This is a genomic window from Streptomyces bacillaris (assembly GCF_003268675.1).
Lineage (GTDB): Bacteria > Actinomycetota > Actinomycetes > Streptomycetales > Streptomycetaceae > Streptomyces > Streptomyces bacillaris.
This window is the reverse complement of the sequence record NZ_CP029378.1, coordinates 3,227,896-3,253,494: the sequence shown is the minus strand read 5'-3', so window position 1 is coordinate 3,253,494 and position 25,599 is coordinate 3,227,896. Positions and strand designations below refer to the sequence as shown.

Sequence of the window (25,599 nt, the reverse complement as noted above, 5' to 3'; positions counted from 1 at the left end):
GCCGTTAACAGCGTCCTGCGGGGGCTGGGTGTTACCCGCCTGTGAAGGGGTGGTGAGGGGGACCACGCGCTTGGCGGAGGCGGGCGACCACCCGATAGCGTGAGCCGACGATTCCGTTGGTTGACACGTAGGAGTCCCGGTGACGCAGAGCGGACAGGGCGGCGAGCAACAGCTCCCCGCCGGACGGCCCGCGCACGAAGGTGTCGTGCTGCCCTCGGACGGCGGCGCCCCCTGGATCCCGGGGGCGCCCACCGGCGGCCCGGCCGACCAGGGCGCCGGGCAGCCGGCCGGACAGGCCGTGCCTGCGGGCGGGCAGCCGTGGGGTCAGCCCTGGGGGCCGCAGTCCGACGCCCCGCAGCAGCCGGGCGGGCAGATACCGGGCGGGCCGGTACCGGGTGGGCAGGCGCCGGGGGCGTACGGCTACCCGCAGCCCCAGCAGCCGCAGCAGCACTCCCAGCTGTTGCCGCCCGCGCAGGGACAGGACCAGTCGTACGACGGCCAGGGACAGCTGCCGCAGTCGTACGGGCAGGGGGGCGCCGGGGCGTACCAGCAGCAGCCGCAGCAGCACCAGCCGCCGCAGCACTCCGACCCGTTCCAGCAGCACCAGCAGTACCCGTCCCAGCAGCCCCACCAGCAGCAGCCGCACCAGCAGCCCCAGCCGTACGCGCAGCCGCTGCCCCCGGAGGCCACGCCCGGCGGGGACGCCGACGCCACGCAGTACATCGCGCCGGTCCCGGCCCCCGCCCCGGGCGGCGACGCGGACGCCACGCAGTACATATCGCCCGTGCCCGGCGGAGCCCCGTACGGGATCAGGCCGGGTGCGCCGGAGGAGCGGCAGCCGCCCTCCGAGTTCGACAACCTGTTCCGCGCCGAGGCGCCCGCGGACGCCACCCAGCAGCTGCCGCCCCAGCGGTACGACCAGCCGCCCCACCAGGGCTACCGGAGCGGCCCCCAGCAGCCCCAGCACGGCCACCCCGGCGGCCAGTTGCCGCCCCAGGCGCCGCAGGGCTACCAGTCGGGGCTCCAGGAGTTCCGCGGCAACGACGGGGCCGCCGAGCCGCCCCCGTACGACGACGGCGGCGACCCCCCGCGCCGGCGCGGCGCCCATGTGCCGCTGATCGCGTCGGTCGTCGTCGGCTGCGCGGTCATCGGGCTCGGCGCGGGCGCGCTCCTCAGCGGCGGCGGTGGGGACGACAAGGCCAAGGACACCACGCAGACGGTCGCCTCGCAGAGTTCACCGCCCGCCACCCCCACCACCGAGGCGCCGCCACCCGACCCGGCGAAGCCGCAGGCCGAGGCGTTGGACAAGCTGCTGGCCGACAGCAACAACAGCCGGGCCGCGGTGATCAGCGCGGTCGAGAAGATCAAGTCCTGCACGGACCTGGACACGGCCAACACCGATCTGAAGGGCGCCGCCCAGCAGCGCCGCGACCTGGTGACCCGGCTGGAGGCCCTCACGCTCGACGAGCTGCCGCAGCACGAGGCGCTCAACTCCTCGCTCACCAGGGCGTGGAAGGCCTCGGCCGCCGCCGACGAGCACTACGCCACCTGGGCCCGGCAGGCGAAGAAGAACAAGAGCGTCTGCAAGGACGGCAAGGCCCGGTCGACGAACGAGACGGCCCGCGCCAACCGGCAGAGCGGCGAGGCGACCAAGGCCAAGAAGGAGGCCGCCGGGCTGTGGAACGCCATCGCCGAGAAGTACGGCCTGACGAAGCACACCCCCGTGGAGCTGTGACCCTGACGGAGGCCCGCCACGGAGTCCCGGGACTCCGGGCTCCGGGCCTCGAAGCGGCGGCCCCGGCGTCAGCCCGCCGTCCGCCGGGCGTCCGACAGGGCCTCCGCGACATCCACGAAGCCCTTCTTCTGGGCGGTGAGCCGCCCTTCCCGTACCACCTGGAACGTCACTTCCGCGTTGACGATCCGCGGGTAGGGCGAGGTCCCCAGCAGGTCCTTGAACCGCCAGCGGAGCACCGGGGTCAGACCGCCCGTGTCGACCTCGGTGCCCCGGTTGAGCGAGGAGGTGACCTTGTTCGCGGTGACCGTGTCGTCGCCGATCGTCCCGACGACCGCCCGCAGCACGGTGTACGCGATCCACGTGGTCTGCACGCCCGTGTCGTCCGGGTCGATGCGGTTGTCCCCGAAGGCGTGCTTCCGGATCACCTCGCGCATCTCGTTCCAGCGCGGGTCGCCCGCGTCCGGGTACCAGCCGGTGACGTAGGCCCCCTCGAACGGGCTCTTCCGGCCGCCCGTGCGGTTGATGAGCGGCTGGCTGACGCTGCCGAGCACGGAGGAGATCCGCACCCGCTCGCCCTCCGGCTCCAGCCGGCGGAAGGAGTCGAAGAAGGTCTCCGTACGCGAACCGAGCACCGCCGCGACACAGTTGCCGCCCGCCCGTTTCAGCGCCTTCGCCGCCTGCTCGTCGTAGGAGGTGGCGCGCTCCGGGGCCAGGATGTCGGTGGACTCGGGCCGCTGGGCGGCGAGCAGCCCGGTGTTGAGGAGCTGCGGCATCCGGGCCCCGCCGATCGAGTCGGGCCGCACCAGCGAGACCCGCTCGCAGCCTTCCGCGAGCTGCCGCCCGTGCCCGGCGAGGAGCGCCGACTGACCGCCGTTGACCGGGTACGAGAGGTAGCTGCGGAACTCCTCGTCGGAGGCGCCGTACCCGCCGATGTACGGGATGCCGCCGGACTCCAGCACCGGGATGGCGCTCTGCCCGTGCCGGCTGTACGAACCGACGACCGCGGCCACCCCCCGGTCCACGGCCTGCCGGGCGCACCGCTCGGCGCCCGCCGCGGTGTCGCGCTCGTCACAGGTGATGACCCGCAGCTCGCGGCCGCGGATGCCGCCCTGCTCGTTGATCCAGCGGGCGTACGTCCGGGCCATCGCGGGGACGCCCGGCATGCTCACCGCGTCGACGTCGTCCACCTGGTCGGGGGCCCAGGTCATCACCGTGACCGGCTCCCCGGAGCCCCCCGGGCCTCCGGGGAGCACGCCGCAGCCGGACAGCAGCAGCGCTCCGGCCACCGCCGTGCCGATGAGGAAGGGGAAGGGGCGGGGGAAGGCGGTGCGTCTCCGTCCGGTCATGTTCAGCAACGCTCCCGCCCCCGGGGTAACGCCATGGTGTGCGCTCTTCAACGCTCGGTGACGAGAAGGTGAATTACGGGGGCCCGCGCGGGCCCGCCGGAGGGGAACGTACGATCGACGACCGTGCAGCAAGGTTCGGAGAACTCTTCCCGTCGCGGCCGTCGCTCCTCCACCATGGGCGTCATGCCGCTCACTGACATGCCGTGGTGGCGCTGGCGCACCAACGTGCGCTCGGCGCTGCACATGCTCTCCGACCCCGTCTTCCACCACGAGTGCTGGCTCGTCGGCCGGGAGGGGTACGGGGACGTCACCGACGCCGTGTACCGCCTGGTCGAGGACACCTGGCTCGACAACTGGTCCGCCGAGAAGTACGTCGGCACCATATTCAGGGACTCCGCCGAGGCGGCCGCCGTCGACGCCGCCGCCCTGCGGGTCCTGCGGATCATGCACCAGGTCGGCGCGGACGCCCCCGTATCGGCCTACCTGGAGCACCACGGCTGGCCGGAGGCGGTCCACGCGGCCCGCGAGGCGCATGTGATGCTCGCCACCAACGACGGCGAGGACCCCGACACCCCGCCGCGCTCGCTGGACGTCATCCGCATCATGACCAGGGCCGCCTGAGACCGGGCGGCTGTGGCACCCTACGAGGATGACCGCACCGCAGCCCGCCACGCCCCCGGCCGCCTCGGACACCGCCCTGCCCGAGCAGTACGTCCTCACCCTCTCCTGCCCCGACAAACAGGGCATCGTGCACGCCGTGTCGAGTTACCTCTTCATGACCGGCTGCAACATCGAGGACAGTCAGCAGTTCGGGGACCACGACACGGGTCTGTTCTTCATGCGCGTCCACTTCTCGGCGGACGCCACCGTGACCGTGGACAAGCTGCGCGCCAGCTTCGCCGCGATCGGGGAGGCCTTCCGGATGGAGTGGCAGATCCACCGGCCGGCGGAGCGGATGCGGGTCGTCCTGATGGTCAGCAGGTTCGGCCACTGCCTCAACGACCTGCTGTTCCGCTCCCGTACGGGGGCGCTGCCCGTCGAGATCGCGGCCGTCGTCTCCAACCACACGGACTTCGCCGAGCTGGTCGCCTCGTACGGCATCCCCTTCCGCCACCTCCCGGTGACCAAGGACAACAAGGCGGAGGCCGAGGCGCAGCTGCTGGAGCTGGTCCGTGAGGAGGACGTCGAGCTGGTCGTCCTCGCCCGCTACATGCAGGTGCTCTCGGACGATCTGTGCAAGCAGCTGAGCGGCCGGATCATCAACATCCACCACTCGTTCCTGCCGAGCTTCAAGGGCGCCAAGCCCTACCACCAGGCGCACGCCCGGGGCGTGAAGCTGATCGGCGCCACCGCCCACTACGTCACCGCCGACCTGGACGAGGGCCCGATCATCGAGCAGGAGGTGGAGCGCGTCGGCCACGACGTGACCCCCGACCAGCTCGTCGCGATCGGCCGGGACGTGGAGTGCCAGGCGCTGGCGCGCGCGGTGAAGTGGCACGCGGAGCGGCGCATCCTGCTCAACGGCCACCGTACGGTGATCTTCAACTGACCCGGCTGATCACAACCGGCTGAGCGAGGCCGACGCGAACAGCACGTCGCGGATGGCCTCGCGGTCGCCCTCCTGACCCGCGGCCGCCTCCACCGGCGAGATGTGGCCCGCCACCAGCCGGCAGAACTCCACCCCGTCCAGGGCCACCTGCGCCACCACGCGGTCGGGCGAGCCGACGGCGGCCGGGGAGTCGAGCGCGATGTACCAGTCACCGCCGCCGTGCCCCTCGACCTCCAGATGGACCGAGCGGCCCGGCTCCCCGGGCGCCACCAGCTCCTTCGCCGGTCCGGCCAGCCCGGCGCGGCGGCGCCCCGCGAGGGCGGCCGGGAGCATCCGGGCGGCCAGGTCCACCATCCGGTGCAGATGGGCGGCGGAGGGCGGCCCGTACGGATAGTCCACCGCCTCCGCGATGTCCGTGCCGTGCACCCAGCACTCGAAGGCCCGGTCCAGCAGGGCGTCCTGGAGGGGCAGGGCGAAGTCCCCGTACGAGACGGAGCGCTCGGCCACGTTGCGGCCGGCGATCGACGCCGTGCTGATCAGCCGGTGGGTGAGGTCGCGCCAGGGCTCGCGGACGGCCCGGGTGGCGGGCGGGTGCGTGGCCGCCCAGTACGCCTCGGTGCGCCGGACCGGGGTGAGCGGCACCTCGGAGCCGCCGCGCCCCTCGGCCGCGGCGAGCGGGTCCTCCAGGCCGAGCACGGCGGAGAGCAGCCCGTCGACGGCCATGAGGTGGCCGATCACCCCGGCGACCGTGGTCCGGCGGGTGACCGCGCGCTCCTCCTCGAACCACTGGAGCCGCACCGGCGCATGCCACTCCGCGGCCCCGAAGTCCCGCACCAGCGCGTCCAGCCGGGCGGTCTCCGCGTCGTACGGCGTGACCCATCCCGGCACCGGGATCCGGGCCGGGCGCCGCCCGAGGCAGCCGTCCAGCACCCGGGCCCGCAGCCCCGGATCGAGATCCAGGGACCCGTCGGTGTGCAGCAGCCCCACCGCGTCCCGCAGCCGCAGCGCCTCGTCCGCACAGGGTGCGCACGAGGTGAGGTGCTCCTCGACGGCGGCGGTCTCCCCGGCCGAACAGGCGGAGAGCGCCCAGGCACCGAGGAGTGCCTTGAGGACCTGATGGGAGAGGGCCGGGGCGGGCGGGGTGGCCGACGCGACCGGGTCGGAGGCGGTCCCGGAGAGCGGTTCGTACACGACGTACTCACCCTCCTCCTCGGGCGCCTGCTCCTCCGGGGCCTCCTGAGCCTCGGGGGCTTCCAGCGCTTCCGGCGCCTGCTCCTCCGGGGCTTCCAGCGCCTCCTGCGGCTCCTTCGCTCCCGGCGCCTCCCGCGCTTCCTCCTCCTTCAACGCCTCCTGCCCCGGCGCCCCGTCTTCAGGCACCGGCGCCTCCTGCTTCGGCGCCGTCTCCTCCGGCGCGTGCTCGCCGCGCGGCGGCAGCACCGGCCGGGGGACCGACTCCAGGTCGAGGTCGTCCACCGCACCGCGCGGGCCCGGTATCCGCCGCGCGTCCCGCACCTCGTCGTCGCGGCGGTCGCCCTCGCGCCCGTCGCCGCTCACCGGGCACGTCCGGGACCGGGTGGCGGAGGGCCGTCGAGCGGCCGGGTCCCGGCGGTGGAGAGCAGCTGGAGGCCGAGCCGGAGCCGGCGGCGGGCCTCGTCCTCGGTGACCCCGAGGTCGGCCGCGGTCTGCCGGTAGTCCCGGCGCTGGATGTACGCCAGCTCCAGCGCCTGCCGCAGCGACGCGGGCATCGAGGAGACGATGAAGTCGGCACGGGCCGCCGAGGTGGCGCTGCGCACCCGCCGCTCCAGCTCCTCCGGGTCCGGCGCGCCACCCTCGCCGTGCTCCTCCGCGTACGACGCGGTGGCCGCCCGCCGCAGCCGCTGCACCGCGTGGCGGTGGGTGAGCCGGGCGACCCAGGAGCGCATCGAGCCCTGCCGCGGGTCGTACGCCTCGGGGTTCTCCCAGATCTGGGCGAAGACCTCGCGGGTGACCAGATCGGCCGCGTCCTCGTCGTCGAGCATCCGGTGCGCCTGGCTGTGGACGAGGGAGGCGAACCGGTCGTACAGCTCGCCGAGCGCCGCCGCCTCACCGCGGACCAGCCTCTGCTGCATCCTGCGGTCCCAGCGGGGCGGTGCGTCCTTCGCCATCGAACCAACCCCCAGCCTCTGTCCTCGCTGTCCGAATGTAGTCGCCCGCGCAAGCCCCGTACCTGCCTTTGCCGCAACTGTCCGATGTAAGGACGCCGGGCTTTCCACCGATCTCTTTCGGCCGTTCTTGTCGCCCCGGCTTCCCTGAGCAGGGAAAACCGGCTGAAGTGATCATTTCCACCGGAAACCGCCTGGGCCCCGGGGGCGTGAGCGGTGTTTCATGGATGCGCGGTTGGGCAGCCGCGAGGAGGAACGGAAACTTCCGGATCACCGGGAGCCCCCGGAACGAGAGGTCCAGTCGCGTGACGCTGAAGGTGGACGAGACCGAGCAGGGCGACTGGACCGTGCTGCGCATACGGGGTGAACTCGATCTCGTCAGCTCACCCGTCGTGCGTCAGTCCGTCCACGACGCGGTCGCGGAGGGGCGCCACGACGTGGTGCTCGACCTGTCGGAGGTCTTCTTCTGCGACTCCAGCGGGGTCGGGGTGCTGATCGCCTCGCGCCGGCTGATGAAGTCCTGCGGCGGGCGGCTGCGGCTGATCCTCCCGGCCCGGGGCGCCGAGGACGGCTCCCACGTCAACAAGGTGCTGGGGGCGCTGGGCGTACGCCGGCTCTTCGACGTCTACCCGGACGCGGAGTCCGCCGCCGGGGACACTTGCCAGCCGCTGACCGCCTGACCGCCCGTGGGCGACCGCGCCCGGTGCGTGACCGCCGACCGTGACCGGCCGAAAGCGTTCGGTGCTGAAGCGAGGTTGTCACACAGGAGGCGTCCCGGAGTGACACGTGAACGCCTCCGGCGACGTACGCTCCCCGCATGGACAGCGCAGAGTACGAGCGCAAGATCGCGCACCGTTTCGCCGCCTTCGACCAGGACGGCAACGGCACCATCGATCGCGCCGATTTCAACGCCGCAGCCGCCCGTCTGCTCACCGAGTTCGGTACGACGGCCCGCTGCGACAAGGGCCAGGCGCTCTACACGGGGGCCGAGGCCTTCTGGCAGGGCATGGCGGGCATCGCCGACGTGGACGGGGACCAGCGGGTCACCCGTGAGGAGTTCGTCGGCGGGGCGGTGAAGCGGCTGCGGGACAATCCCGAGCGGTTCGCGGAGATCGCCCGTCCCTTCCTGCGGGCGGCGATCGCGGTCGCGGACAGCGACGACAACGGCGGCCGGGCGTCGGTGGCCTCCGTGGAGCGGGCGCTGCGGGTGCTCGGGGCCAGCCCCGAGATCGCGGGCATCGCGGCCCAGAGCCTGGACACGGACCGGGACGGGCTGATCGCCGAGAGCGATGTGGTCTCCGCGCTCGCCGTGTACTTCACGGTGATCGAGCCGGACGACAAGTAGCCCCGGGGTGTACGGGGGTGGGCGACCCACCCCCGTAACGCGTGCGCACCACCTCGCGAGCCCGCGAGTCCGTGGCTCGTAGGGCCCGTTCACGAGTCCGGCGTTCAGGCGTCCCCGCCGAACCGTTCCCGCAGCTTGTACTTGAGCACCTTGCGCAGCGTCTCGTTGCGGGGCAGGGCGTCCACCACCTCCAGCTGCTCCGGCACCTTGTGGACGGAGAGCCCGGCGGACCGCAGCAGGGCGGAGAGTTCGGCCAGGGTCGGCGCGTCCGTGCCCGGCGCCCGCTCGACCACCGCGCAGACCCGCTCACCGCGCTCGGCGTCCGGGAGTCCGATCACCGCCGCGTCCGCCACGCCCGGGTGGGTGTGGAGCAGGTCCTCGATCTCCTTGGCGGAGATGTTCTCGCCCTTGCGGATGATGATGTCCTTCAGCCGTCCGGTGAGCGTGAGGTGTCCGCTCTCCTGGAGGCGGCCGAGATCCCCGGTGATCAGGAACCCGTCCGCGTCGAAGGCGGCGGCCGAGGCGGCGGGGTCCAGATAGCCCCGGCAGACCGCCTCCCCGCGCAGCCGTACCTCGCCCTCCACGCCGTACGGGAGCGGCTCGCCCCGCTCGTCGGTGATCCGGATCTCCATCCCCTCGCCGGGCCGCCCCTCGGTGCGGGCCAGGTGGTCCGGGGTGTCGTCCGGGGCACCCATGGTGATCATCGGGGCCTCGGTCATCCCGTACCCATGGGTGAGCCGCACCCCCATCTCCCGTACCACCGCGTGGTACAGCTCCGGCGGCTTGGGCGCCCCGCCGCCCGCCAGCAGCCGCAGGGAGGGGATCAGCGGGCGGCCCGGGTCCTTGCGCTGCTCGGCCAGGAACATCGCGTAGAAGGCCGTCGAGCCGCCCGCCACGGTGACCCCGTGGCGCCGGTACTCCGCCAGCGCGGCCGGCAGCGCGAACTGCTCGAACAGCACCGCCGGGAACCCGTACAGCAGGAGCATCACCGTGTAGTCGGGCCCGGCGACATGCGCGTACGGGAACGCCATCGAGCCCACGTCGTCCGCGCCCAGCTTCAGGGCGTGGGCGAGGCACGAACCGCCCGCGATCAGCGAACGGTCCGTGTGCAGCACGCCCTTGGGGTCGGAGGTGGTGCCGGAGGTCCAGTAGATCCAGCGCACGTCGTCGCCGGACTCCACCCCCGGTGGTGGCGGCAGCACCACCGGATCGCCGTCGGGGAGGGCGTCGTACGCCTCGAAGACGCGCGGGGGATCGGGGAGTCCGGCCGCGATCCGCTCGGCCATCGCCGTGTGGTCGAAGCCGCGCCACACGCCCGGTACGGCGAAGAACGCGGCCCCCGACTCCCGTAGCGCGAACCGCACTTCACGGTCCCGGTAGAACGGGATGACCGGAGTCTGCACGGCCCCGAGCCGGGTGAGCGCGAAGGAGAGCAGGGCCGTCTCCAGCCGGGTCGGCAGCTGCCAGGCCACCACGCTCCCCGCCCGCACCCCCATCCCGTACAGCCCGGCCGCCACCCGCTCCGCCCGGTCGCGCAGCTCGCCGAAGGTCAGGGACCGGTCCTCCTGGAGCAGGACCGGGCGGTCGGGGGTGCGGGTGGCCCGGGCTTCGAGCAGTCCCCAGAAGGTGCGGGAGGCACCGAGCGCGCGGGCGGTCGCGGTCACGTCGTTCACGGCGGTCACAGGGGTCCCTCCGAACTGACGATCAGTCAGATATTGCGCAGAGCGTAGGGCGCCGCGCCTTGTCGGTCCAGGGGTGCGGGGCTAGCCTGATGGCCGCAACTCAATCTGACGGATCATCAGAAAGCGCCCGCGGGACGTCGGGGTGCGCGCCGGAGGAGACGACACGCCATGACGGATGACGGCACGACGACGGACGACGGCACGATGACGGACGCGGAACTGCCCCGGATCGTCAGCGTCGACGACCATGTGATCGAACCCGCGCACCTCTTCGCCACCTGGCTCCCCGCCAGGTACCGCGAGCGCGGGCCGCAGCCGCTGACGGCCGGAATCGGTGAACTGGCTTACACGGGCGGGAAATACGTCATCACGATGGACCCGGACGGACCGCCGGCCGACTGGTGGATCTACGAGGACCTGAAGTTCCCGTACAAGCGGAACATCGCCGCCGTCGGCTTCGACCGCGACGACATGACGCTGGAGGGCATCACCCGGGCCGAGATGCGCCCCGGCTGCTGGGACCCGGCCGAGCGCCTCAAGGACATGGACCTCAACCACGTCGAGGCATCTCTCTGCTTCCCGACCTTCCCGCGCTTCTGCGGCCAGACCTTCGCCGAGGCGCACGACAAGGAGATCGCCCTCGCCTGCGTGCGCGCGTACAACGACTGGATGGTGGAGGAGTGGTGCGGCGACAGCGGCGGCCGGCTGATCCCGCTCTGCATCATCCCGCTCTGGGACATCGACCTGGCCGTCGCGGAGATCCAGCGGAACGCGGCGCGGGGCGTCCGCGCGGTCACCTTCTCCGAGATCCCGACCTATCTCGGGCTCCCCTCCATCCACACCGGCTACTGGGACCCGTTCTTCGCCGTCTGCCAGGAGACCGGCACCGTCGTCAACATGCACATAGGCTCCAGCTCCCAGATGCCCGCGGCCTCCCCGGACGCCCCGCCCGCCGTGCAGGCCTCGCTCTCCTTCAACAACGCGATGGCCTCGATGATGGACTTCCTCTTCAGCGGGGTGCTGGTGAAGTTCCCGACGCTCAAACTGGCTTACAGCGAAGGGCAGATGGGATGGATTCCGTACGCCCTGGAGCGTGCCGACGACGTGTGGGAGGAGCACCGGGCGTGGGGCGGGGTGCGCGATCTGATCCCGGAGCCGCCGTCCACGTACTACTACCGCCAGATGTTCTGCTGCTTCTTCCGCGACAAGCACGGCATCGCGTCCCTGGACGTCGTCGGCCGGGACAACGCCACCTTCGAGACCGACTACCCACACGTGGACTCGACCTTCCCGCACACCAAGGAGGTCGCGCTCGACCACGTCAAGGGTCTGGACGACGAGACGGTCTACAAACTGCTGCGCGGCAACGCGATCCGGATGCTCGGCCTGGACCTGGACACGTAGGCGGGACAGGGCGGTGGATCTGGCGTACACGGAGGCGGAGGAGGAGTTCCGGGCACGACTGCGTGCGTGGCTGGCCGCCGTGCTCCCCGGGCTGCCTCCGAAGCCCTCGCCCGACGACTGGCCCGCGCGCCGGGCGTACGACACGGCCTGGCAGCGGATGCTGTACGACGCCGGGTACGCGGGGCTGCACTGGCCTGTGGACGCGGGCGGGCAGGGTGCCACCCCCACCCAGCACCTGATCTTCCTGGAGGAGACGGAGAAGGCCGGGGCCCCCTATGTCGGGGCCAACTTCGTCGGGCTGCTGCACGCCGGGCCGACCATCGCGGCCGAGGGCACGGCCGGGCAGCGAGCCCGCTGGCTGCCGCCGGTGCTGCGCGGGGACGAGATCTGGTGCCAGGGGTTCAGCGAGCCGGAGGCGGGGTCGGACCTGGCCGCACTGCGGACGCGGGCGGTGCGCGACGGGGACGACTACGTGGTGAGCGGGCAGAAGATCTGGACCTCGCACGCGGAGGTGGCCGACTGGTGCGAGCTGCTGGTGCGGACGGATGCGGACGCGCCGAAGCACCGGGGGATCAGCTGGCTGGCGATGCCCATGGACGCACCCGGCATCACGGTCCGGCCGCTGCGGACGCCGGCCGGGTCGACGGAGTTCGCGGAGGTGTTCCTCGACGAGGTCCGGGTGCCGGTACGGAACCGGGTCGGCGCCGAGAACGACGGCTGGCGGGTCACCATGGTCACCCTCTCCTTCGAACGCGGTACGGCCTTCGTCGGTGAGGTCGTCGCCTGCCGCCGCACCCTGGACGCGCTCGCCGCCGAGGCCCGCCGCAACGGGCGCTGGGACGACCCCGTGCTGCGCCGCAGGCTCGGCCGCCTGAACGCCGAATTCCGGGCCCTGTGGCGGCTCACCCAGGCGAACGTCGGCGAGTCGGAGCGCACAGGTGGGGTCCCGGGCGTCGGGGGCTCGGTCTTCAAGCTGCGCTACTCCGGCGCCCGCCAGGAGCTGTACGAGGCGGCGGCGGAGGTGCTGGGCGCGGAAGGGGCGTTCGACCTGGACCGGGAGTGGGTCCTGGACCGGCTCTCCTCCCTCGCGTACACGATCGCGGCGGGCACCTCGCAGATCCAGCGGAACATCGTCGCCGAGCGCATCCTCGGCCTGCCGAAGGGGCGCTGACCCGGCCATGGACCTCCAGCTCTCGGACGACCAGCGGGCCCTGCGGTCCGGGATGCGCGATCTGCTCGGCGCGGTGTTCGACCGGGAGGCGCTGCGGGCGGCGGTGGAGCGGGGCGGGACGGTGGACCGGGGGCTCTGGCGCGAGCTGGGGGCGGCCGGACTCTTCGCGCTGCGGCTGCCGGAGGAGGCGGGCGGCGTGGGGCTCGGGCTGCCGGAGGCGGTGCTGCTCTTCGAGGAGGCCGGCCGGGCGCTGCTGCCGGGCCCGCTGGTGGCCACACACCTGGCGGCGGGGGCGGTGGAGGGGGCCGCGGAGGGGGAGGCGGTGGTGACGGCGCTGGAGGGCGGCGGTCGGCCGGTGGCGCACCTGGCGGAGGCGGACGCGGTGCTGGTGGGCCCGGGCGTACTGACGGATCCCGCCGCCGCACTGTCGGGTTCCGGCGTACGGGCGGGCTCCGGCGCCCTGACCGGGGAGGCGCTGGCGGCGTCCGTGGCGGAGGCGGGGCCCGTACGGTCGCTGGACCCGCTGACCCCGCTGCACCGGGCGGAGGGGATCGCGGGGGCTGCCATGGGGCTTGCGCGTGGCTCGGAGGCGTACCAGGTGGAGGGGCTTGCGGGGGCCGCCTCGGGGCTCGCGGGTGGCTCGGAGGCGTACCCCGGCGCACTGTGCCGCGAGGGGGCGCTCCTCACTGCTGCCGAACAACTCGGGAGCGCCACGCGCACCACCGAGATGGCCGTCCAACACGCCCGTACGCGGGAACAGTTCGGAGCGCCCATCGGATCGTTCCAGGCGGTCAAACACCTCTGCGCCGACATGCTCGCCCGCACCGAACCGGCCCGGAGCGCCCTGTACGCGGCCGCGCTCACCGCCGACCCGGTGGAGATCGCGGCGGCCAAACTGCTGGCCGACGAGGCGGCCGTACGCAACGCGCGGGACTGCCTCCAGATCCACGGCGGGATGGGGTTCACCTGGGAGGCAGATGTTCACCTCCACCTGAAACGGGCCTGGCTGCGGGCGTCCCGGTGGCTCACGGCGGCGGAGTCGGAGGAGATCCTGGCCGCCGCTCTGGGCCCTTCCTCCGGCCCCGTGCCGCCGCTGTACAGCGGTTCAGCGGCCTCGGGTTGACGCGCGGCGGGGCCGGAAGGAAGCGGAGGGCGGAGGGTGACTCAGTGCAGTCGCTCGGCGTCGATACCGGGTTGTGTCCTTTGCGTGATTCGTCACCGGGTGGAGTCGGGGCCGCGCTCGGGTACGCTCCGTGGGATGCGAGTGGTTCTGGAACCGGACGATCCGGGGGTGGCCTGTGCGGCGGCTCCGGTCCGGGGCGAGGGCTCTTGCCGGAGATGTGCCGGGCCTGCCCGGGAAGCGATTCTCGCGGTCTCTGCGCGCTCCTGTTCGACTCCCCGCAGCGTGCGTCGCACAGTATGCACCACGCGTACTCCTTCGCGCTGGAATATGCCCGAAGCGCTTGTTGCGGTGACTGTACGTCAACCATGCTGTCGCGTAAGGGAATCACGTTCCGTGACCCTGAGGAGGCGCGAGGCGATGTGTCCGCCGGTTCGGATGGTGTGAGCGGTGCAGGTGCTTCAGGTTCAGCTGGAGGTCGGTCCGGATCCCGCAGAGGTGGGGCGGGCCCGTAGGTGGGCGCGGTCGCGTCTGGTCGGTTCCGGGATAGGGGATGACGAGCCGCTCGCGGAGACGCTCATCCTGCTGATCTCGGAGCTGGTCACCAACGCGGTCGTCCACACGGGCTGCCCCGCCGTGCTGCGGATGCTGTTCGGCGGGGGAGGCGGTGCCGGGGAGGCCGGGACCGTCCGGGTGGAGGTCGCGGACGCCAGCGACTGCCCGCCTCGCCCGCGCCACGCGGCGGGCGAGGACACGGGCGGCCGGGGCCTGGAGCTGGTCGACGGCCTCGCGGACCGCTGGGGCTGGCAGCCGGAGGGTGCCGGGAAGCGGATCTGGTGCGAGGTGGACCGGGGGGCGCCGGTGGCGGCCGCTCCGGCGGTGCGCGAGGTGCTGCCGAAGGTCGTGGTCCAGGGCGGCGAGGTCTGCGAGCCGCCGTCCTGCGTCTTCACGAACGCGCCGGGCCTGGCCTGACTCGTCCGACCTGCGTGACCCGAGTGACCCGCCTGACCCGGGAGGCCGTGCGGCCTCCCGGCCGCGTCTACAGCACCGCGACCGGGGCGACCGGAGATCCGGTGGCCCCGGTGAACGGCTCGGGCGCGGCGGTGAGCAGGAAGCCGTACCGCCGCTCCTCCGCACAGGCGGTGGAGAGCGCCTCCAGGTCCCAGTTCTGGCCCTGGAGCATGCCCATCTCGACGAGGTGGAGGGCGTGCACGGGCAGCCACAGGTCCTCGACCTCCGGCGGGAAGATCTCGAAGGTCAGGGTGTCGTTGGCGACGGCCGCCACGTCCCGGGCGTGGAACCACTCGGGCGTGCGCAGGGACAGCCCGGGTGACGGATAGCCGTACGCCTGCCGGTCCCCGGCCAGGACGACCTGCACCTGCCCGGTCCGTACGAGGACGACGTCCCCGGCCCGTACGCGTACGCCCCCGAACTCCTCCGCCGCGTCCAGGTCCTCCGGCGTGACGGCGTGCGCGGCGCCCAGCCGGTCCACGCCCCGGGCGCGCGCCACATCGAGCAGCACGCCCCGCGACACGACGTGCTCCACGGCGGCGACGGACGAGAACTGCGCCCCGGCGTGCGCCGTGATGGTGGCGGCGGGGCGGCCGTTGTAGATCCGCCCGCCGTGCGAGACATGGCTCAGCGCGTCCCAGTGGGTGGCGGCCTGGAGCCCCATGGTGACGGTGTCGTCGCTGGTCGCGACGGTGCCGGGCCCGAAGGTCTCGTGGTTGATCTGGACCATGGTGTGCAGCGGGTCGATCCGCCCCGGGATGAACCCGCTCTGCACCCCGCCGTGGCGGAGGGGGAGGGCGAGCGGTATCCGGCGGCCGGTACGGACGGCGGCGACTGCCTCCCGTACGACGGCGTCGGTGATCAGGTTGAGCGTCCCGCGCTCGTCGTCGGCCCCCCACCGCCCCCAGTTGTTCACGCGCTCGGCGATCTCGGGGAACGGGGCGGGCAGGGACATGGCGGCCTCCTGGGTCTTGTGCCGGGGTATCGGGCTGCCCATAAAATCTAACGGTCCGTCAGAAACTGCGGAAAGGGCCGGACATGGGGAACTTCTTGGCAGGCAGGGTGGTCGCCGTCACGGGGGCCGGCCGGGGCATCGGACGGGCGGTCGCGCTCGCGGCGGCGGCGGAGGGGGCGCGGGTCGTCGTCAACGACTACGGCGTCTCCGTCGACGGCTCCGCGCCGACCAGCGAGGTCGCGCGGGCGGTCGCCAAGGAGATCGGGGCGGCGGGCGGGCAGGCGGTCGCGGTTGCCGACGACGTCTCCACGATGGCGGGCGGACAGCGGATCGTGGAGACGGCGCTGGCGGAGTACGGACGGCTCGACGGGGTCGTCTGCGTGGCCGGGATCCTGCGTGAACGGATGCTCTTCAACATGTCCGAGGAGGAGTGGGACCCGGTCCTGGCCACCCACCTGAAGGGCACGTTCACGGTCTTCCGGGCCGCGTCGGCGGTCATGCGCAAGCAGGAGGGCGGCGGCACGCTGATCGGCTTCACCAGCGGCAACCACCAGGGGAGCGTGTCCCAGGCCAACTACAGCGCGGCCAAGGGCGGGATCATCTCCCTGGTCCGCAGCGCGGCGCTCGGCCTGCATCGGTACGGGGTCACGGCCAACGCGGTCGCCCCGGTGGCCCGGACCCGGATGTCGGCCGGGGTGCCGATGGAGCTGGCGGAGATCGGGGAGCCGGAGGACGTGGCGGCCCTGGTCGTCTACCTGCTGAGCGAGCGGGCGTGGGCGGAGGGGATCACCGGGCAGGTCTACACGATCGCCGGCCCCAAGATCGCGGTCTGGTCCCAGCCGAGGGAGCTGAGGGCGGCCTACGGGGAGTCCCCCTGGACCCCGGAACGCATCGCGGACTTCCTGCCGGGGACGGTGGGGACGGACCCGATGCCGATGCTGGCGCGGGTGGAGGAGATGGCGGAGGCGGCACGGGCGGGGTCCCGGCCGAACGCACCCGGTATGTCCGGCGGTTGAGGACGAGGGCCCGAACGCATCAGCGCCTCCGGCGTTTGAGGAGCGGGGGTCTGGGGGCGGAGCCCCCCCCGGGGCGCTGCCCCGGACCCCGGCCCTCAAACGCCGGACGGGCTGGATAGAGGAGGCACGTATGGACTTCGGGTTCACCGAGGACGACCACACCTTCCGCACCCGCGCCCGCACCTGGCTGCGCACCCACCTCACCGACCCCGCCCCCACCCCCCACGCGTGGGAACGCGAACTGGGCCGGGCCGGCTGGATCGGCATCGGCTGGCCGCCCCGCCCCGGCGAGAGCTACGGCAACACCCCCGCCCCCCTCACCCACCAGGTCATCTGGGCCGAGGAGTACGCCCGCTCCACCGCCCCGCCCCGCCTGGGCCACATCGGCGAGAACCTCCTCGCGCCCACCCTCATCGCGTACGGCACCGAGGAGCAGCGCCTCCGCCATCTGCCCCCCATCGCCCGGGGCGAGACCTTCTGGTGCCAGGGGTACAGCGAACCCGGCGCAGGCTCCGACCTCGCCGCTCTCCGTACCACCGCCACCCCCGACGGCACCGGCGGCTACACCGTCACCGGCCAGAAGATCTGGACCTCCCTGGCCCGGGACGCCGACTGGTGCTTCGTCCTCGCCCGCACCGACCCCGCCTCCACCCGCCACCACGGACTCACCTTCCTCCTGGTCGAGATGGACCAGCCGGGCCGGATCGAGGTGCGGCCGATCCGGCAGCTGACGGGGACGAGCGAGTTCAACGAGGTCTTCTTCGACGGGGCCCGGGCCGCCGAGGCGGTCGGCGGCGAGGGCAACGGCTGGCAGGTCGCGATGGGCCTGCTGTCCCGGGAGCGCGGAGTCTCCACCCTCGCGCAACAGATCGGCTTCGCGCAGGAGTTGGCGGAGGTGGTGGCGGCGGCACGGAAGAACGGGGCCGCCGATGATCCGCTCATCAGGGCCCGTCTCGTACGTCAGTGGGCCGAGCTGATCACCATGCGCCGCCACGCCCTGCGCACCCTGGGCACGACGGACGCCCCGGGCGCCCCGAGCGTGGCGAAGCTGCTGTGGGGCGGCTGGCACCAGCGGCTGGGCGAACTGGCGCTGGAGGTGGCGGGCGAGACGGGGGCGACCGGCCCGCGACCCTGGTCGATCACGGCTCCGTACGAACTCACCGACGCACAGCACCTGTTCCTCTTCACCCGGGCCGACACCATCTACGGCGGCTCCGACGAGATCCAGCGGAACATCATCGCCGAGCGGGTGCTCGGCCTACCGAGGGAGCCGCGATGAGAGGCGTCGTCTTCGACGGCACACGGACCGAGGTCGTCGACGACCTGGAGATACGGGACCCGGGTCCGGGAGAGGTGCTGGTGGCGGTGGCCGCCGCCGGGCTCTGCCACAGCGACCTGTCGGTGATCGACGGCACGATCCCGTTCCCCGTCCCGGTCGTGCTGGGCCACGAAGGCGCTGGTGTGGTGGAGGCGGTCGGGCGCGGCGTCGGCCATGTCCGGCCGGGGGATCATGTCGCCCTCTCCACCCTGGCCAACTGCGGGACCTGCCCCCAGTGCGACCGGGGCAGGCCGACGATGTGCCGGCGGGCGATCGGCCGCCCGGGGAGGCCGTTCTCGCGGGGCGGCCGGGAGCTGTTCCAGTTCGCCTCCAACTCGGCTTTCGCGGAACGTACGCTGGTGCGCGCGGTCCAGGCGGTGAAAATTCCCGCCGACCTGCCCCTCACCTCGGCCGCCCTGATCGGTTGCGGGGTCCTCACCGGCGTCGGGGCCGTACTGAACCGGGCGAAGGTCGACCGGGGCGACAGCGTCGTGGTCATCGGCACCGGCGGCGTCGGCCTCAACGTGCTCCAGGGCGCCCGGCTGGCGGGCGCGCTCACCGTCGTCGCCGTCGACAGCAACCCGGCGAAGGAGGCGGTGGCCCGGCAGTTCGGCGCCACGCACTTCCTGACGGGTACCGACGGCGTACGGGACATCCTCCCCGACGGGGCCGACCACGCCTTCGAGTGCGTCGGCCGCACCGAGCTGATCCGCCAGGCGATCGACCTGCTGGACCGCCACGGCCAGGCGGTCCTGCTCGGCGTTCCGGCGGCCGACGCCGAGGCGTCGTTCACCGTCTCCTCGATGTACCTGGACAAGTCGATCCTCGGCTGCCGCTACGGCTCCTCGCGCCCGCAACGGGACATCGCCCTGTACGCGGACCTCTACCGGTCGGGCCGTCTCCTCCTGGACGAACTCGTCACCGAGACCTACCCGGTGGAGGACTTCGCCAAGGCCGCCGCCGACGCCCACCACGGCCGGGTGGCCCGGGGGGTCCTGGTCTTCTGAGGTGCGGGGGATGCACGGGAGCTGCACGGGTGCGGCGCGGGTGGTGGCCGGACCGGGGCGAGGCCCCGCCCCGCTCAGGCTCGATACGAGGCGGCCCCGGACTCGGCGGGCTTCTCCGTCAGGCCGCGGTGCGGCGGGCCCGGTGCAGGGTCACCAGGAAGACGGCGGACGCGGCGACGATCAGGGCCAGGAAGCCGGGGTGCATGTCCTTGGAGAGGCTGGGCGCCGCGTCGTCCCGGGTCAGCCACACCGTGAGCGGTGCCGCGAAGGCGGCGGCGACCAGGGCGGCCGCCCGGCGCGCCGCCCGGTCGGGGACGCGGCGCAGGGTGCCGGTCAGGGCGATCAGGACCGGAACCCCCGCGATCAGGGCGAATTGGCCGATGACCATGACGGGGACGGCCCAGGCGGCGACGGTCACCGGCAGCGGGATGCGGCGGGGGACACGGGGGACGGCGGTTCCGTGGGGGCGCGGCGGGGCTGTGGCGGCCATGAGGTCTCCTGGGTTAGAGGTCCACGTCTTCGTGAGAAGTTATAACTTCCATCCATCGCGGAGGTCAACGGGTTTCGTGATAGCTTCTAACGAAACTTTGAGCACGTAGCCTCTGAGTGCATGGCCTCACGGCCGCGGAAGGTGACACCCATGGCGAGCTCCGACGCCGCGACCCCCCGCGAGCGCTACCGCGCCCAGGTCCGTACGGAGATCAAGGAACACGCCTGGCAGCAGATCGCCACGGCCGGGGCCTCCGCGCTCTCCCTCAACGCCATCGCCAAGCAGATGGGCGTCAGCGGCCCCGCGCTCTACCGCTACTTCGCCGGGCGGGACGAGCTGATCACCGAGCTGGTGCGGGACGCCTACCGCAGCCTCGCCGACACCCTGCGTACGGCCGCCGCCGAGGGGGCGGACCTGGCCGGGCTGGCGCATGCGTTGCGCGGGTGGGCGCTGGCGGATCCGCACCGGTACTTCCTCGTCTACGGCACCCCCGTCCCCGGCTACCACGCGCCCGACGACACCACCGCGATCTCCGCCGGGATCATGGCGACCCTGCTCGACGCGTGCGTACCGCTCACCACCGAGGCCCCGGGTGTCCACGTGGCCCCCCTCGCCGCCCACCTGGAGCAGCACCGGGGGTGGGCGGGCGACCATCCCGCCCCGCCCGCCGCCCTGCACCTGGCCATGAGCTTCTGGACCCGGATGCACGGGGTCCTCTCGCTGGAGCTGGCCGGGCACTTCACCGGGATGCGCTTCGACCCGGCCCGGCTCTTCGAGGCGGAGCTGGACGACCTGCTGGCGCCCCGGAACCCGTAACGCCGCCTAAGCGGTAACCCGTAACGCCGCCTACGCGGTCTCCGTCGACGTGCGGAACGTACGGCGGTAGACCGTCGGCGGCACGCCCAGGGCCGCCTGGAAGTGCTGGCGCAGGGACGTCGCCGTGCCGAAGCCCGCGTCCCGGGCGACCTGGTCGACGGAGAGGTCCGAGGACTCCAGCAGATGGCGGGCCCGCTCCACCCGTTGCTGCGTCAGCCACTGGCCGGGGCTGACGCCCACCTCCTCGCGGAAGCGGCGGGTGAACGTCCGTACGCTCATCGACTCCTGCTGGGCCATGTCCCGCAGCAGGATCGGCCGGTCCAGCCGGCCCAGCGCCCAGGCGCGGGCCGTGGTGGTGGTCGCGAACTGCGGTTCGGGGACGGGGCGGTGGATGAACTGGGCCTGGCCGCCGTCCCGGTACGGGGGGACCACCGTGCGGCGGGCGATCTCGTTGGCGACGGCCGATCCGTGGTCCCGGCGTACGAGGTGGAGGCAGAGGTCGATCCCGGCGGCGACCCCGGCCGAGGTCAGGACGTCGCCGTCGTCGATGAACAGCACGTCCGGGTCGACGCGGACCTGCGGGAAGGTCCGCTGGAAGTGGTCGGCGGAGGACCAGTGCGTGGTGGCCGGGCGGCCGTCCAGATAGCCCGCGGCGGCCAGGACGTAACTGCCGGTGCAGATCGAGACCATCCGCGTGCCGGGCCGGACCCGGGCGAAGGCGGCGGCCAGCTCCTCGGTGAGCCTGCCCTCCTCGAAGACCGGGCCCAGTTCGTAGGAGGCGGGGATGACCACCGTGTCGGCGGTGGCGAGCGCCTCGGGGCCGTGCTCCACGAGGATCGCGTAGTCCGAGTCGGTCCGTACGGGCCCCGGCGGGCGGACCGAGCAGGTTACGACCTCGTACAGCTTCTCGCCCTTGTTGCCCGGTTCGGGGCTCATCGAGCGGCCGAAGATCCGGTGCGGGATGCCCAGCTCGAAGGGGAGCAGCCCGTCCAGGGCCAGGACGGCGACGCGGTGCGGCATGGGGCCTCCTCCACTGCGCCGGCGGGCCCGTGGGGAGCGCGCCGGAGCACTGACCGGCTGAAACTCACTGGCTGGTATAGACCAGGGCTGATACAGGTTAGCGACGTGAGGAAGAAGCAGACAGAGACCGCGTCCATTCCCGACGGCCCGGGTGGGCCGGGCGGCCCGCGTGGACCCGACGGCTTGCGTGGACCCGACGGTCCGAGTGGACCCGACGGCCCGCGTGGGCCAGGAGGCGGCTCGCCTGCGTGCCGGCCGTCGGCGTCGTTCCGGGGGAGTTCTTCCGTACGCGGCTCAGGCCTCCGCGTCCGTGCCCTCGCGGGCTGTGCCGCCCTCCTCGCCGTCGCCGCCGGGCTCGCCGTGCGCGCCGGAGCGGACGGCGCCTTCGCCAAGTACGCGGGGAGCGCGCTCTATACGGTGCTGCTCTGCGCCCTCGTCGCCTTCTGCGCGCCCCGTGCGCGGCCCCTCGCCGTGGCCGCGACCGGGCTCGCCCTGAGCTGGGCGGTGGAGTTCTTCCAGCTCACGGGGGTGCCCGCGGGGCTCTCGGAGCGGAGTGCGGTCGCCCGGCTGGTGCTCGGGTCGACGTTCAACGGGCCGGACCTGTTCTGGTACGCGGTGGGGGCGGCGGTGGCGTGGGCCGTGCACGCGGGGGTGCGCCGGGGGGCCCGGCTCCGTACCGTGGCCTGATCCCTGCGAACCATGTCCCTCCGGCCACTCGTGGGGCGGGGCGGCGGGCCAAGAAGCTGGTCCCCGTGACCGAGACCATCGAAAGCGCGGCCCAGGACGGCGGCCGGCAGCGGCCCCGCGCGGGGCGCCGTCCCCGTATCCACCGGGCGTGGATCGTCGCCGCCGTCACCTTCGTGACGATCATCGGCGGCGCCGCCTTCAACTCCCTCCCCGGGCTCCTCATCGACCCGCTCCACACCGAGTTCGGCTGGTCGCGCGGTGAGATCGGGCTCGCGGTCTCCATCGACCTGGCGCTGTACGGGCTGACCGCCCCGTTCGCCGCCGCACTGATGGACCGGTTCGGCATCCGGCGGGTCGTGGCCGTCGCGCTGACCATGGTGGCCGCCGGGGCGCTCGCCAGTGTCTGGATGACGGCCTCCTGGCAGCTGATGATCTACTGGGGGCTGCTCGTCGGCCTCGGCACCGGCTCCATGGCCATGGCGTTCGCCGCGACCGTCACCAACCGCTGGTTCGTCGCCCGCCGGGGCCTGGTCACCGGCGTCCTCACCGCCGCCGGGGCCTCCGGGCAGCTCGTCTTCCTCCCGCTCTGCGCCTGGATCGTCTCCGAGCACGGCTGGCGGCCCGCCTCCGTCACCGTCGCCCTGGCCGCCCTGGTCGTGGTGCCGCTGGTGTGGCTCCTGATGCGCGACCACCCGGCCGATGTGGGGCTCGCCCCGTACGGCGGGGTGTACGTGGCCAAGCCCGCCCCCGCGCGGGGCGCCGCCCGCCGCGCGGTGAAGGTGCTGTTCGACGCGGCGCGCACCGGCCCCTTCTGGCTGCTCGCCGGGACCTTCGCGATCTGCGGGGCCTCCACCAACGGGCTGATCCGGACCCACTTCGTCCCCTCCGCCCACGACCACGGCATGCCCATCACGGCGGCCGCCTCGCTCCTCGCGGTGATCGGCGTCTTCGACGTCATCGGCACGATCTTCTCCGGCTGGCTCACCGACCGCTTCGACGCCCGCAGACTCCTCGCCGTCTACTACGCCCTGCGCGGGGTCTCCCTGCTCTTCCTGCCGATGCTGATGGCCCCCGACGTCCGCCCGCCGATGGTCTTCTTCATCGTCTTCTACGGGCTGGACTGGGTCGCCACCGTCCCGCCGACGCTGGCGCTCTGCCGGGAGCAGTACGGGGAGGACAGCGCGATCGTCTTCGGCTGGGTGCTCGCCTCGCACCAGGTGGGGGCGGCGGTGGTGGCGTTCCTCGGCGGGGTCGCGCGGGACGTCTTCGGTACGTACGACGTCGTCTGGTACGCCTCGGGGGCGCTCTGCGCCGTGGCCGCGCTGATGGCGCTGGTCATCCGGAGGGCCTCGGCGGGCGTACGGGCCGGATCGGCGGCCTCCGACGGTACGTAGCCCCAAGGGGCCTGGGCGGGGCCTCAGTCGGTGAAGCGGCCGAACGCGCCCCGGTGGAACAGCAGCGGACCGGCCTCTCCGTCCGCCTCCGCCGTCGCGCCCAGCGCCTCGACCCGGCCCACCACGATCAGGTGGTCCCCGCCCGTGTGGACGGCGTGGATACGGCAGTCCACCCACGCCGGTACGGAGTCGAGCAGCGGGGAGCCGGTCGCCGGGGCGCTTGAGTACGCCACCCCCGCGAACTTGTCCGCCCCGCTCACCGCGAACCCCCGGCACAGCGCGCCCTGTCCGTCCCCCAGGATGTTCACGCAGAAGGACCCGGCGCGGGCGATGCGCGGCCAGGTCGTCGAGGTACGGGCGACCATGAACGCGACCAGCGGCGGGTCCAGCGAGAGCGAGGCGAAGGACTGGCAGGCGAAGCCGGTGGGCCCGTCCGCGTCGTGCGCGGTGACGACGGTGACACCGCTGGCGAAGTGGCCCAGCACGCGCCGGAATTCGGCCGGGTCCACCGGGAGCCGCTCACCGTCCCGGACGGCCCTCAGGTCCGGCCGGGGCAGCGCCTGTGGCGGCGGCTGCGGATCCCCTGCCGTCCCCGCCGTGGCGCCTGCGGACCTGAGGTACCGGACGGCGGTGGCGGCCATGCCTGCGTGTCCCATCACACCGTCCATTAGAACTGACGGCTCGTCAGATGTGAAGCTCGGGGCCGGGTCGAAGCCCGGGCGTGGGTCGGGTCCCGGGAGTGGGGAAGTGCGGCAGCACGTACTCCGCCAGCTCCGCCAGGACCTCGTCCGCCGGGCGGGAGTTGAGCCGGAGGTTGACCATCAACTGGTCGACGCCGCCCGCCTCGTACGTCTTGAACAGGTCGAGCAGCGGCTCCCGCCCCATGGCCCAGCCCTGCGGCAGGGGGCGTGGGGCGGAGCGCGGGTCCTCGTCCAGGACCAGATAGCCCGCCTGGGCGTACGGCTTGGAGCCCGGCGTGCCCGACTCGCCGGTCAGCCGCCGCCAACGGGCCGTGTTCGCGCGCTGGATATCCGGCGCGAGCGCCGAGTACAGCCAGCCGTCCGCGTGTTCGGCCACCCACTCGATGGTCCGGCCGCCCCGGCCGGTCATCAGCAGGGGCAGCCGGCCGAAGGCGGGGCCGGGCACCATCCCCGTGCCGGGGGCCAGTTCGCCCAGGGGAGAGGAGTGGCCGGTGGTGACCGTGCCGCCGGTCAGATGGCGCAGATAGGCCCAGCTGTCCGGCAGTCGGCCGGCCGGGTCCGCGGCGGCGGGGCCGAACGCCGGGACCTCGCCCGGCCGGTCGCCCACCGCGAGACCGAGGAGCATGCGCCCGCCGGAGAGCAGGTCGACCGAGGCGGCGGCCTTCGCCACGTGGACGGGGTGGCGCAGCGGGAGGACGGTGCTCGCCGTGCCCAGCGTGATGCGGCTGGTGGCGGTGGCCAGGGCGCCGAGGTAGACCCAGGGGTCGAAGAGCTGCCCGCCGTCGCCCTGGCCGGGCACCAGGAGCGGGACGTCACGCAGCCAGAACGAGGCGAACCCCGCCTCCTCGGCCGCGCGCACCCGCGCCAAGTGGCCTTCCATGGTGGGGACATCGCCGCTGAACGACTCCAGCGGCGCGATCAGCCCGAGCGTCGCCCGGCCGCCCCCGGGGAAGGCCCTGCGCATCGCCGGATGGAGGCCGGGCCCGGCCGTGTCCGCCGCCCCCGGCCCCGTACGGTCACCGCCCCCCGCCCCGGCCGTCTCAGCGCGCACGGTCCACCTCCTCGGCCCCGGCCAGGCGCTCCTTGAGCCGGGCGTTCTCCTGCTCCAGGGAGGCCATCCGCTCGCGGACCGGGCCGAGCGCCTCCTCCAGCTCCGCCGGGGTGAAGCGCGGCTGGATGTGCTGCGGGCAGTTCCAGTCGTACGCCTCGACGTCGATCAGCATGATCCGCTCCGGCACCGCCCGGTAGCCGTCGGGGACCAGCGGGCCCGCCGCGGCCGGCCAGGCCGAGACGTCGGCGGTCCGGGCGCGGCCGAGGATCTTCAGCCGGCGGCGGGCCGGGTGGTCCATCAGCAGCAGGGAGACCCGGTTGTCGGTGTCGAGGTTCCCGGTGGTGATGTACTGCTTGTTCCCCCGGAAGTCAGCGAAGGCCAGGGTCCGTTCGTCCAGGGCCCGCAGGAACCCGGGCGGCCCGCCCCGGTGTTGCACATAGGGCCAGCCGGTGGAGCCGGTGGTGGCCAGGTAGAAGCCGGTGCTGGCGGCGGCGAACGTGGCCTCGGCGGCCGTCAGCCGGTCCGCCACGGCCGGGCCCTCGGCCATGGCCGCGTAGTTCCGACGGCTGCCGTGGTGCTCCTGGTGGAGCTGGACCGGCGGGGTGAAGAGCAACTGCGCGTATCTGCTGGTCATCGCCGT

The 25,599-nt window shown here is 73.2% G+C and carries 25 protein-coding genes; 15 read left to right on the top strand and 10 right to left on the bottom strand.

Going from position 1 to position 25,599, the window contains the following annotated elements:
• Nucleotides 1-139 precede the first annotated feature (139 nt).
• On the top strand, nt 140-1,735 hold the full coding sequence (locus DJ476_RS13700) for a hypothetical protein (RefSeq protein ID WP_208853494.1): 1,596 nt from the start codon (nt 140-142) through the stop codon (nt 1,733-1,735).
• Between the two features lie 68 nt (nt 1,736-1,803).
• On the opposite strand, the gene DJ476_RS13695 is transcribed toward DJ476_RS13700, so the two are convergent.
• Entirely contained in the window at nt 1,804-3,081 is a 1,278-nt protein-coding gene (locus DJ476_RS13695) for an ABC transporter substrate-binding protein (RefSeq protein ID WP_103416718.1), read from the bottom strand.
• Nucleotides 3,082-3,255: 174 nt separating this feature from the next.
• Between DJ476_RS13695 and DJ476_RS13690 the strand changes: the two genes are divergently transcribed.
• Nucleotides 3,256-3,702 (top strand): SCO4402 family protein, encoded by a 447-nt coding sequence (locus tag DJ476_RS13690; protein ID WP_103416719.1) that lies wholly within the window; start codon nt 3,256-3,258, stop codon nt 3,700-3,702.
• Between the two features lie 28 nt (nt 3,703-3,730).
• The gene (gene purU / locus DJ476_RS13685) at nt 3,731-4,630 is read left to right on the top strand and encodes a formyltetrahydrofolate deformylase (protein WP_112490629.1); all 900 of its coding nucleotides are present in this window, start codon (nt 3,731-3,733) and stop codon (nt 4,628-4,630) included.
• 9 nt (nt 4,631-4,639) lie between these two features.
• On the opposite strand, the gene DJ476_RS13680 is transcribed toward purU, so the two are convergent.
• Entirely contained in the window at nt 4,640-6,184 is a 1,545-nt protein-coding gene (locus DJ476_RS13680; RefSeq protein ID WP_112490628.1) for a zf-HC2 domain-containing protein, read from the bottom strand.
• Nucleotides 6,181-6,774, bottom strand: a complete 594-nt coding sequence (locus DJ476_RS13675; RefSeq protein WP_112490627.1) for a sigma-70 family RNA polymerase sigma factor — start codon at nt 6,772-6,774, stop codon at nt 6,181-6,183. The genes DJ476_RS13680 and DJ476_RS13675 overlap by 4 nt, the downstream gene beginning before the upstream one ends.
• Nucleotides 6,775-7,076: 302 nt before the next feature.
• Between DJ476_RS13675 and DJ476_RS13670 the strand changes: the two genes are divergently transcribed.
• Together DJ476_RS13670 and DJ476_RS13665 are read left to right on the top strand one after the other, a co-directional pair.
• Nucleotides 7,077-7,451 carry an STAS domain-containing protein gene (locus DJ476_RS13670; protein ID WP_070200050.1) on the top strand — a complete coding sequence of 125 codons (375 nt, stop codon included), beginning with the start codon at nt 7,077-7,079 and terminating at the stop codon, nt 7,449-7,451.
• A gap of 137 nt (nt 7,452-7,588) precedes the next feature.
• Nucleotides 7,589-8,116, top strand: a complete 528-nt coding sequence (locus DJ476_RS13665; RefSeq protein WP_103416724.1) for an EF-hand domain-containing protein — start codon at nt 7,589-7,591, stop codon at nt 8,114-8,116.
• Between the two features lie 104 nt (nt 8,117-8,220).
• On the opposite strand, the gene DJ476_RS13660 is transcribed toward DJ476_RS13665, so the two are convergent.
• On the bottom strand, nt 8,221-9,798 hold the full coding sequence (locus DJ476_RS13660) for a class I adenylate-forming enzyme family protein (RefSeq protein WP_112490626.1): 1,578 nt from the start codon (nt 9,796-9,798) through the stop codon (nt 8,221-8,223).
• Between the two features lie 204 nt (nt 9,799-10,002).
• Here DJ476_RS13660 and DJ476_RS13655 point away from each other — a divergent pair, with 204 nt between their 5' ends.
• The 4 genes from DJ476_RS13655 to DJ476_RS13635 all read left to right on the top strand — a co-directional run bounded on the left by DJ476_RS13655 (nt 10,003) and on the right by DJ476_RS13635 (nt 14,465).
• On the top strand, nt 10,003-11,202 hold the full coding sequence (locus DJ476_RS13655; RefSeq protein WP_112492506.1) for an amidohydrolase family protein: 1,200 nt from the start codon (nt 10,003-10,005) through the stop codon (nt 11,200-11,202).
• 13 nt (nt 11,203-11,215) lie between these two features.
• A complete protein-coding gene (locus DJ476_RS13650; RefSeq protein ID WP_112490625.1) occupies nt 11,216-12,373 on the top strand; it encodes an acyl-CoA dehydrogenase family protein in 1,158 nt (385 codons plus the stop codon).
• Nucleotides 12,374-12,380: 7 nt separating this feature from the next.
• Nucleotides 12,381-13,496 (top strand): acyl-CoA dehydrogenase family protein, encoded by a 1,116-nt coding sequence (locus DJ476_RS13645; RefSeq protein ID WP_112490624.1) that lies wholly within the window; start codon nt 12,381-12,383, stop codon nt 13,494-13,496.
• 447 nt (nt 13,497-13,943) lie between these two features.
• Nucleotides 13,944-14,465 (top strand): ATP-binding protein, encoded by a 522-nt coding sequence (locus DJ476_RS13635; protein WP_070200045.1) that lies wholly within the window; start codon nt 13,944-13,946, stop codon nt 14,463-14,465.
• Nucleotides 14,466-14,532: 67 nt separating this feature from the next.
• Here DJ476_RS13635 and DJ476_RS13630 read toward each other — a convergent pair whose 3' ends face one another.
• Entirely contained in the window at nt 14,533-15,459 is a 927-nt protein-coding gene (locus DJ476_RS13630; protein WP_112492505.1) for a cyclase family protein, read from the bottom strand.
• Between the two features lie 83 nt (nt 15,460-15,542).
• Between DJ476_RS13630 and DJ476_RS13625 the strand changes: the two genes are divergently transcribed.
• From DJ476_RS13625 to DJ476_RS13615, 3 genes are all read left to right on the top strand, one after another.
• Nucleotides 15,543-16,475: an SDR family oxidoreductase gene (locus tag DJ476_RS13625; protein WP_112490623.1), complete on the top strand. Its 933-nt coding sequence runs from the start codon at nt 15,543-15,545 to the stop codon at nt 16,473-16,475.
• Between the two features lie 130 nt (nt 16,476-16,605).
• Complete coding sequence (locus DJ476_RS13620; RefSeq protein WP_112490622.1) at nt 16,606-17,754, top strand: acyl-CoA dehydrogenase family protein; 1,149 nt, start codon at nt 16,606-16,608, stop codon at nt 17,752-17,754.
• Nucleotides 17,751-18,800, top strand: coding sequence for a Zn-dependent alcohol dehydrogenase (locus tag DJ476_RS13615; protein ID WP_103416731.1), 1,050 nt, complete (start codon nt 17,751-17,753; stop codon nt 18,798-18,800). Before DJ476_RS13620 ends, DJ476_RS13615 begins: the two co-directional genes overlap by 4 nt.
• A 118-nt stretch (nt 18,801-18,918) precedes the next feature.
• Here DJ476_RS13615 and DJ476_RS13610 read toward each other — a convergent pair whose 3' ends face one another.
• On the bottom strand, nt 18,919-19,290 hold the full coding sequence (locus tag DJ476_RS13610) for a hypothetical protein (RefSeq protein WP_103416732.1): 372 nt from the start codon (nt 19,288-19,290) through the stop codon (nt 18,919-18,921).
• Nucleotides 19,291-19,440: 150 nt separating this feature from the next.
• Between DJ476_RS13610 and DJ476_RS13605 the strand changes: the two genes are divergently transcribed.
• Complete coding sequence (locus tag DJ476_RS13605) at nt 19,441-20,106, top strand: TetR/AcrR family transcriptional regulator (protein ID WP_112490621.1); 666 nt, start codon at nt 19,441-19,443, stop codon at nt 20,104-20,106.
• A 30-nt stretch (nt 20,107-20,136) separates the two neighbouring features.
• Here DJ476_RS13605 and DJ476_RS13600 read toward each other — a convergent pair whose 3' ends face one another.
• Nucleotides 20,137-21,126, bottom strand: a complete 990-nt coding sequence (locus DJ476_RS13600; protein ID WP_103416905.1) for a GlxA family transcriptional regulator — start codon at nt 21,124-21,126, stop codon at nt 20,137-20,139.
• A gap of 183 nt (nt 21,127-21,309) precedes the next feature.
• Between DJ476_RS13600 and DJ476_RS13595 the strand changes: the two genes are divergently transcribed.
• Both DJ476_RS13595 and DJ476_RS13590 read left to right on the top strand, forming a co-directional pair.
• Nucleotides 21,310-21,813, top strand: coding sequence for a ribosomal maturation YjgA family protein (locus DJ476_RS13595; protein WP_112490620.1), 504 nt, complete (start codon nt 21,310-21,312; stop codon nt 21,811-21,813).
• A gap of 65 nt (nt 21,814-21,878) precedes the next feature.
• Complete coding sequence (locus DJ476_RS13590; RefSeq protein ID WP_103416735.1) at nt 21,879-23,207, top strand: MFS transporter; 1,329 nt, start codon at nt 21,879-21,881, stop codon at nt 23,205-23,207.
• A gap of 23 nt (nt 23,208-23,230) precedes the next feature.
• Here DJ476_RS13590 and DJ476_RS13585 read toward each other — a convergent pair whose 3' ends face one another.
• The 3 genes from DJ476_RS13585 to DJ476_RS13575 are packed head-to-tail and all read right to left on the bottom strand — an operon-like array spanning nt 23,231 to nt 25,593.
• Nucleotides 23,231-23,848, bottom strand: coding sequence for a flavin reductase family protein (locus tag DJ476_RS13585; protein WP_112492504.1), 618 nt, complete (start codon nt 23,846-23,848; stop codon nt 23,231-23,233).
• 43 nt (nt 23,849-23,891) lie between these two features.
• Complete coding sequence (locus DJ476_RS13580) at nt 23,892-24,959, bottom strand: TIGR03571 family LLM class oxidoreductase (protein WP_103416736.1); 1,068 nt, start codon at nt 24,957-24,959, stop codon at nt 23,892-23,894.
• Nucleotides 24,949-25,593, bottom strand: a complete 645-nt coding sequence (locus tag DJ476_RS13575) for a pyridoxamine 5'-phosphate oxidase family protein (RefSeq protein WP_112490619.1) — start codon at nt 25,591-25,593, stop codon at nt 24,949-24,951. The genes DJ476_RS13580 and DJ476_RS13575 overlap by 11 nt, the downstream gene beginning before the upstream one ends.
• Nucleotides 25,594-25,599: the final 6 nt, after the last annotated feature.

Excerpts from the sequence above, each read along its gene's own strand:
- DJ476_RS13695 (WP_103416718.1), bottom strand. The coding sequence starts at position 3,081 with ATGACCGGACGGAGACGCACCGCCTTCCCCCGCCCCTTCCCCTTCCTC.
- DJ476_RS13575 (WP_112490619.1), bottom strand. The coding sequence starts at position 25,593 with ATGACCAGCAGATACGCGCAGTTGCTCTTCACCCCGCCGGTCCAGCTC.
- DJ476_RS13655 (WP_112492506.1), top strand. The coding sequence starts at position 10,003 with ATGACGGACGCGGAACTGCCCCGGATCGTCAGCGTCGACGACCATGTG.
- DJ476_RS13605 (WP_112490621.1), top strand. The coding sequence starts at position 19,441 with ATGGCGAGCTCCGACGCCGCGACCCCCCGCGAGCGCTACCGCGCCCAG.
- DJ476_RS13690 (WP_103416719.1), top strand. The coding sequence starts at position 3,256 with ATGGGCGTCATGCCGCTCACTGACATGCCGTGGTGGCGCTGGCGCACC.
- DJ476_RS13675 (WP_112490627.1), bottom strand. The coding sequence starts at position 6,774 with ATGGCGAAGGACGCACCGCCCCGCTGGGACCGCAGGATGCAGCAGAGG.
- DJ476_RS13665 (WP_103416724.1), top strand. The coding sequence starts at position 7,589 with ATGGACAGCGCAGAGTACGAGCGCAAGATCGCGCACCGTTTCGCCGCC.
- DJ476_RS13610 (WP_103416732.1), bottom strand. The coding sequence starts at position 19,290 with ATGGCCGCCACAGCCCCGCCGCGCCCCCACGGAACCGCCGTCCCCCGT.
- DJ476_RS13600 (WP_103416905.1), bottom strand. The coding sequence starts at position 21,126 with ATGCCGCACCGCGTCGCCGTCCTGGCCCTGGACGGGCTGCTCCCCTTC.
- DJ476_RS13615 (WP_103416731.1), top strand. The coding sequence starts at position 17,751 with ATGAGAGGCGTCGTCTTCGACGGCACACGGACCGAGGTCGTCGACGAC.
- DJ476_RS13645 (WP_112490624.1), top strand. The coding sequence starts at position 12,381 with ATGGACCTCCAGCTCTCGGACGACCAGCGGGCCCTGCGGTCCGGGATG.
- DJ476_RS13630 (WP_112492505.1), bottom strand. The coding sequence starts at position 15,459 with ATGTCCCTGCCCGCCCCGTTCCCCGAGATCGCCGAGCGCGTGAACAAC.
- DJ476_RS13625 (WP_112490623.1), top strand. The coding sequence starts at position 15,543 with ATGGGGAACTTCTTGGCAGGCAGGGTGGTCGCCGTCACGGGGGCCGGC.
- purU (WP_112490629.1), top strand. The coding sequence starts at position 3,731 with ATGACCGCACCGCAGCCCGCCACGCCCCCGGCCGCCTCGGACACCGCC.
- DJ476_RS13585 (WP_112492504.1), bottom strand. The coding sequence starts at position 23,848 with ATGGCCGCCACCGCCGTCCGGTACCTCAGGTCCGCAGGCGCCACGGCG.
- DJ476_RS13620 (WP_112490622.1), top strand. The coding sequence starts at position 16,606 with ATGGACTTCGGGTTCACCGAGGACGACCACACCTTCCGCACCCGCGCC.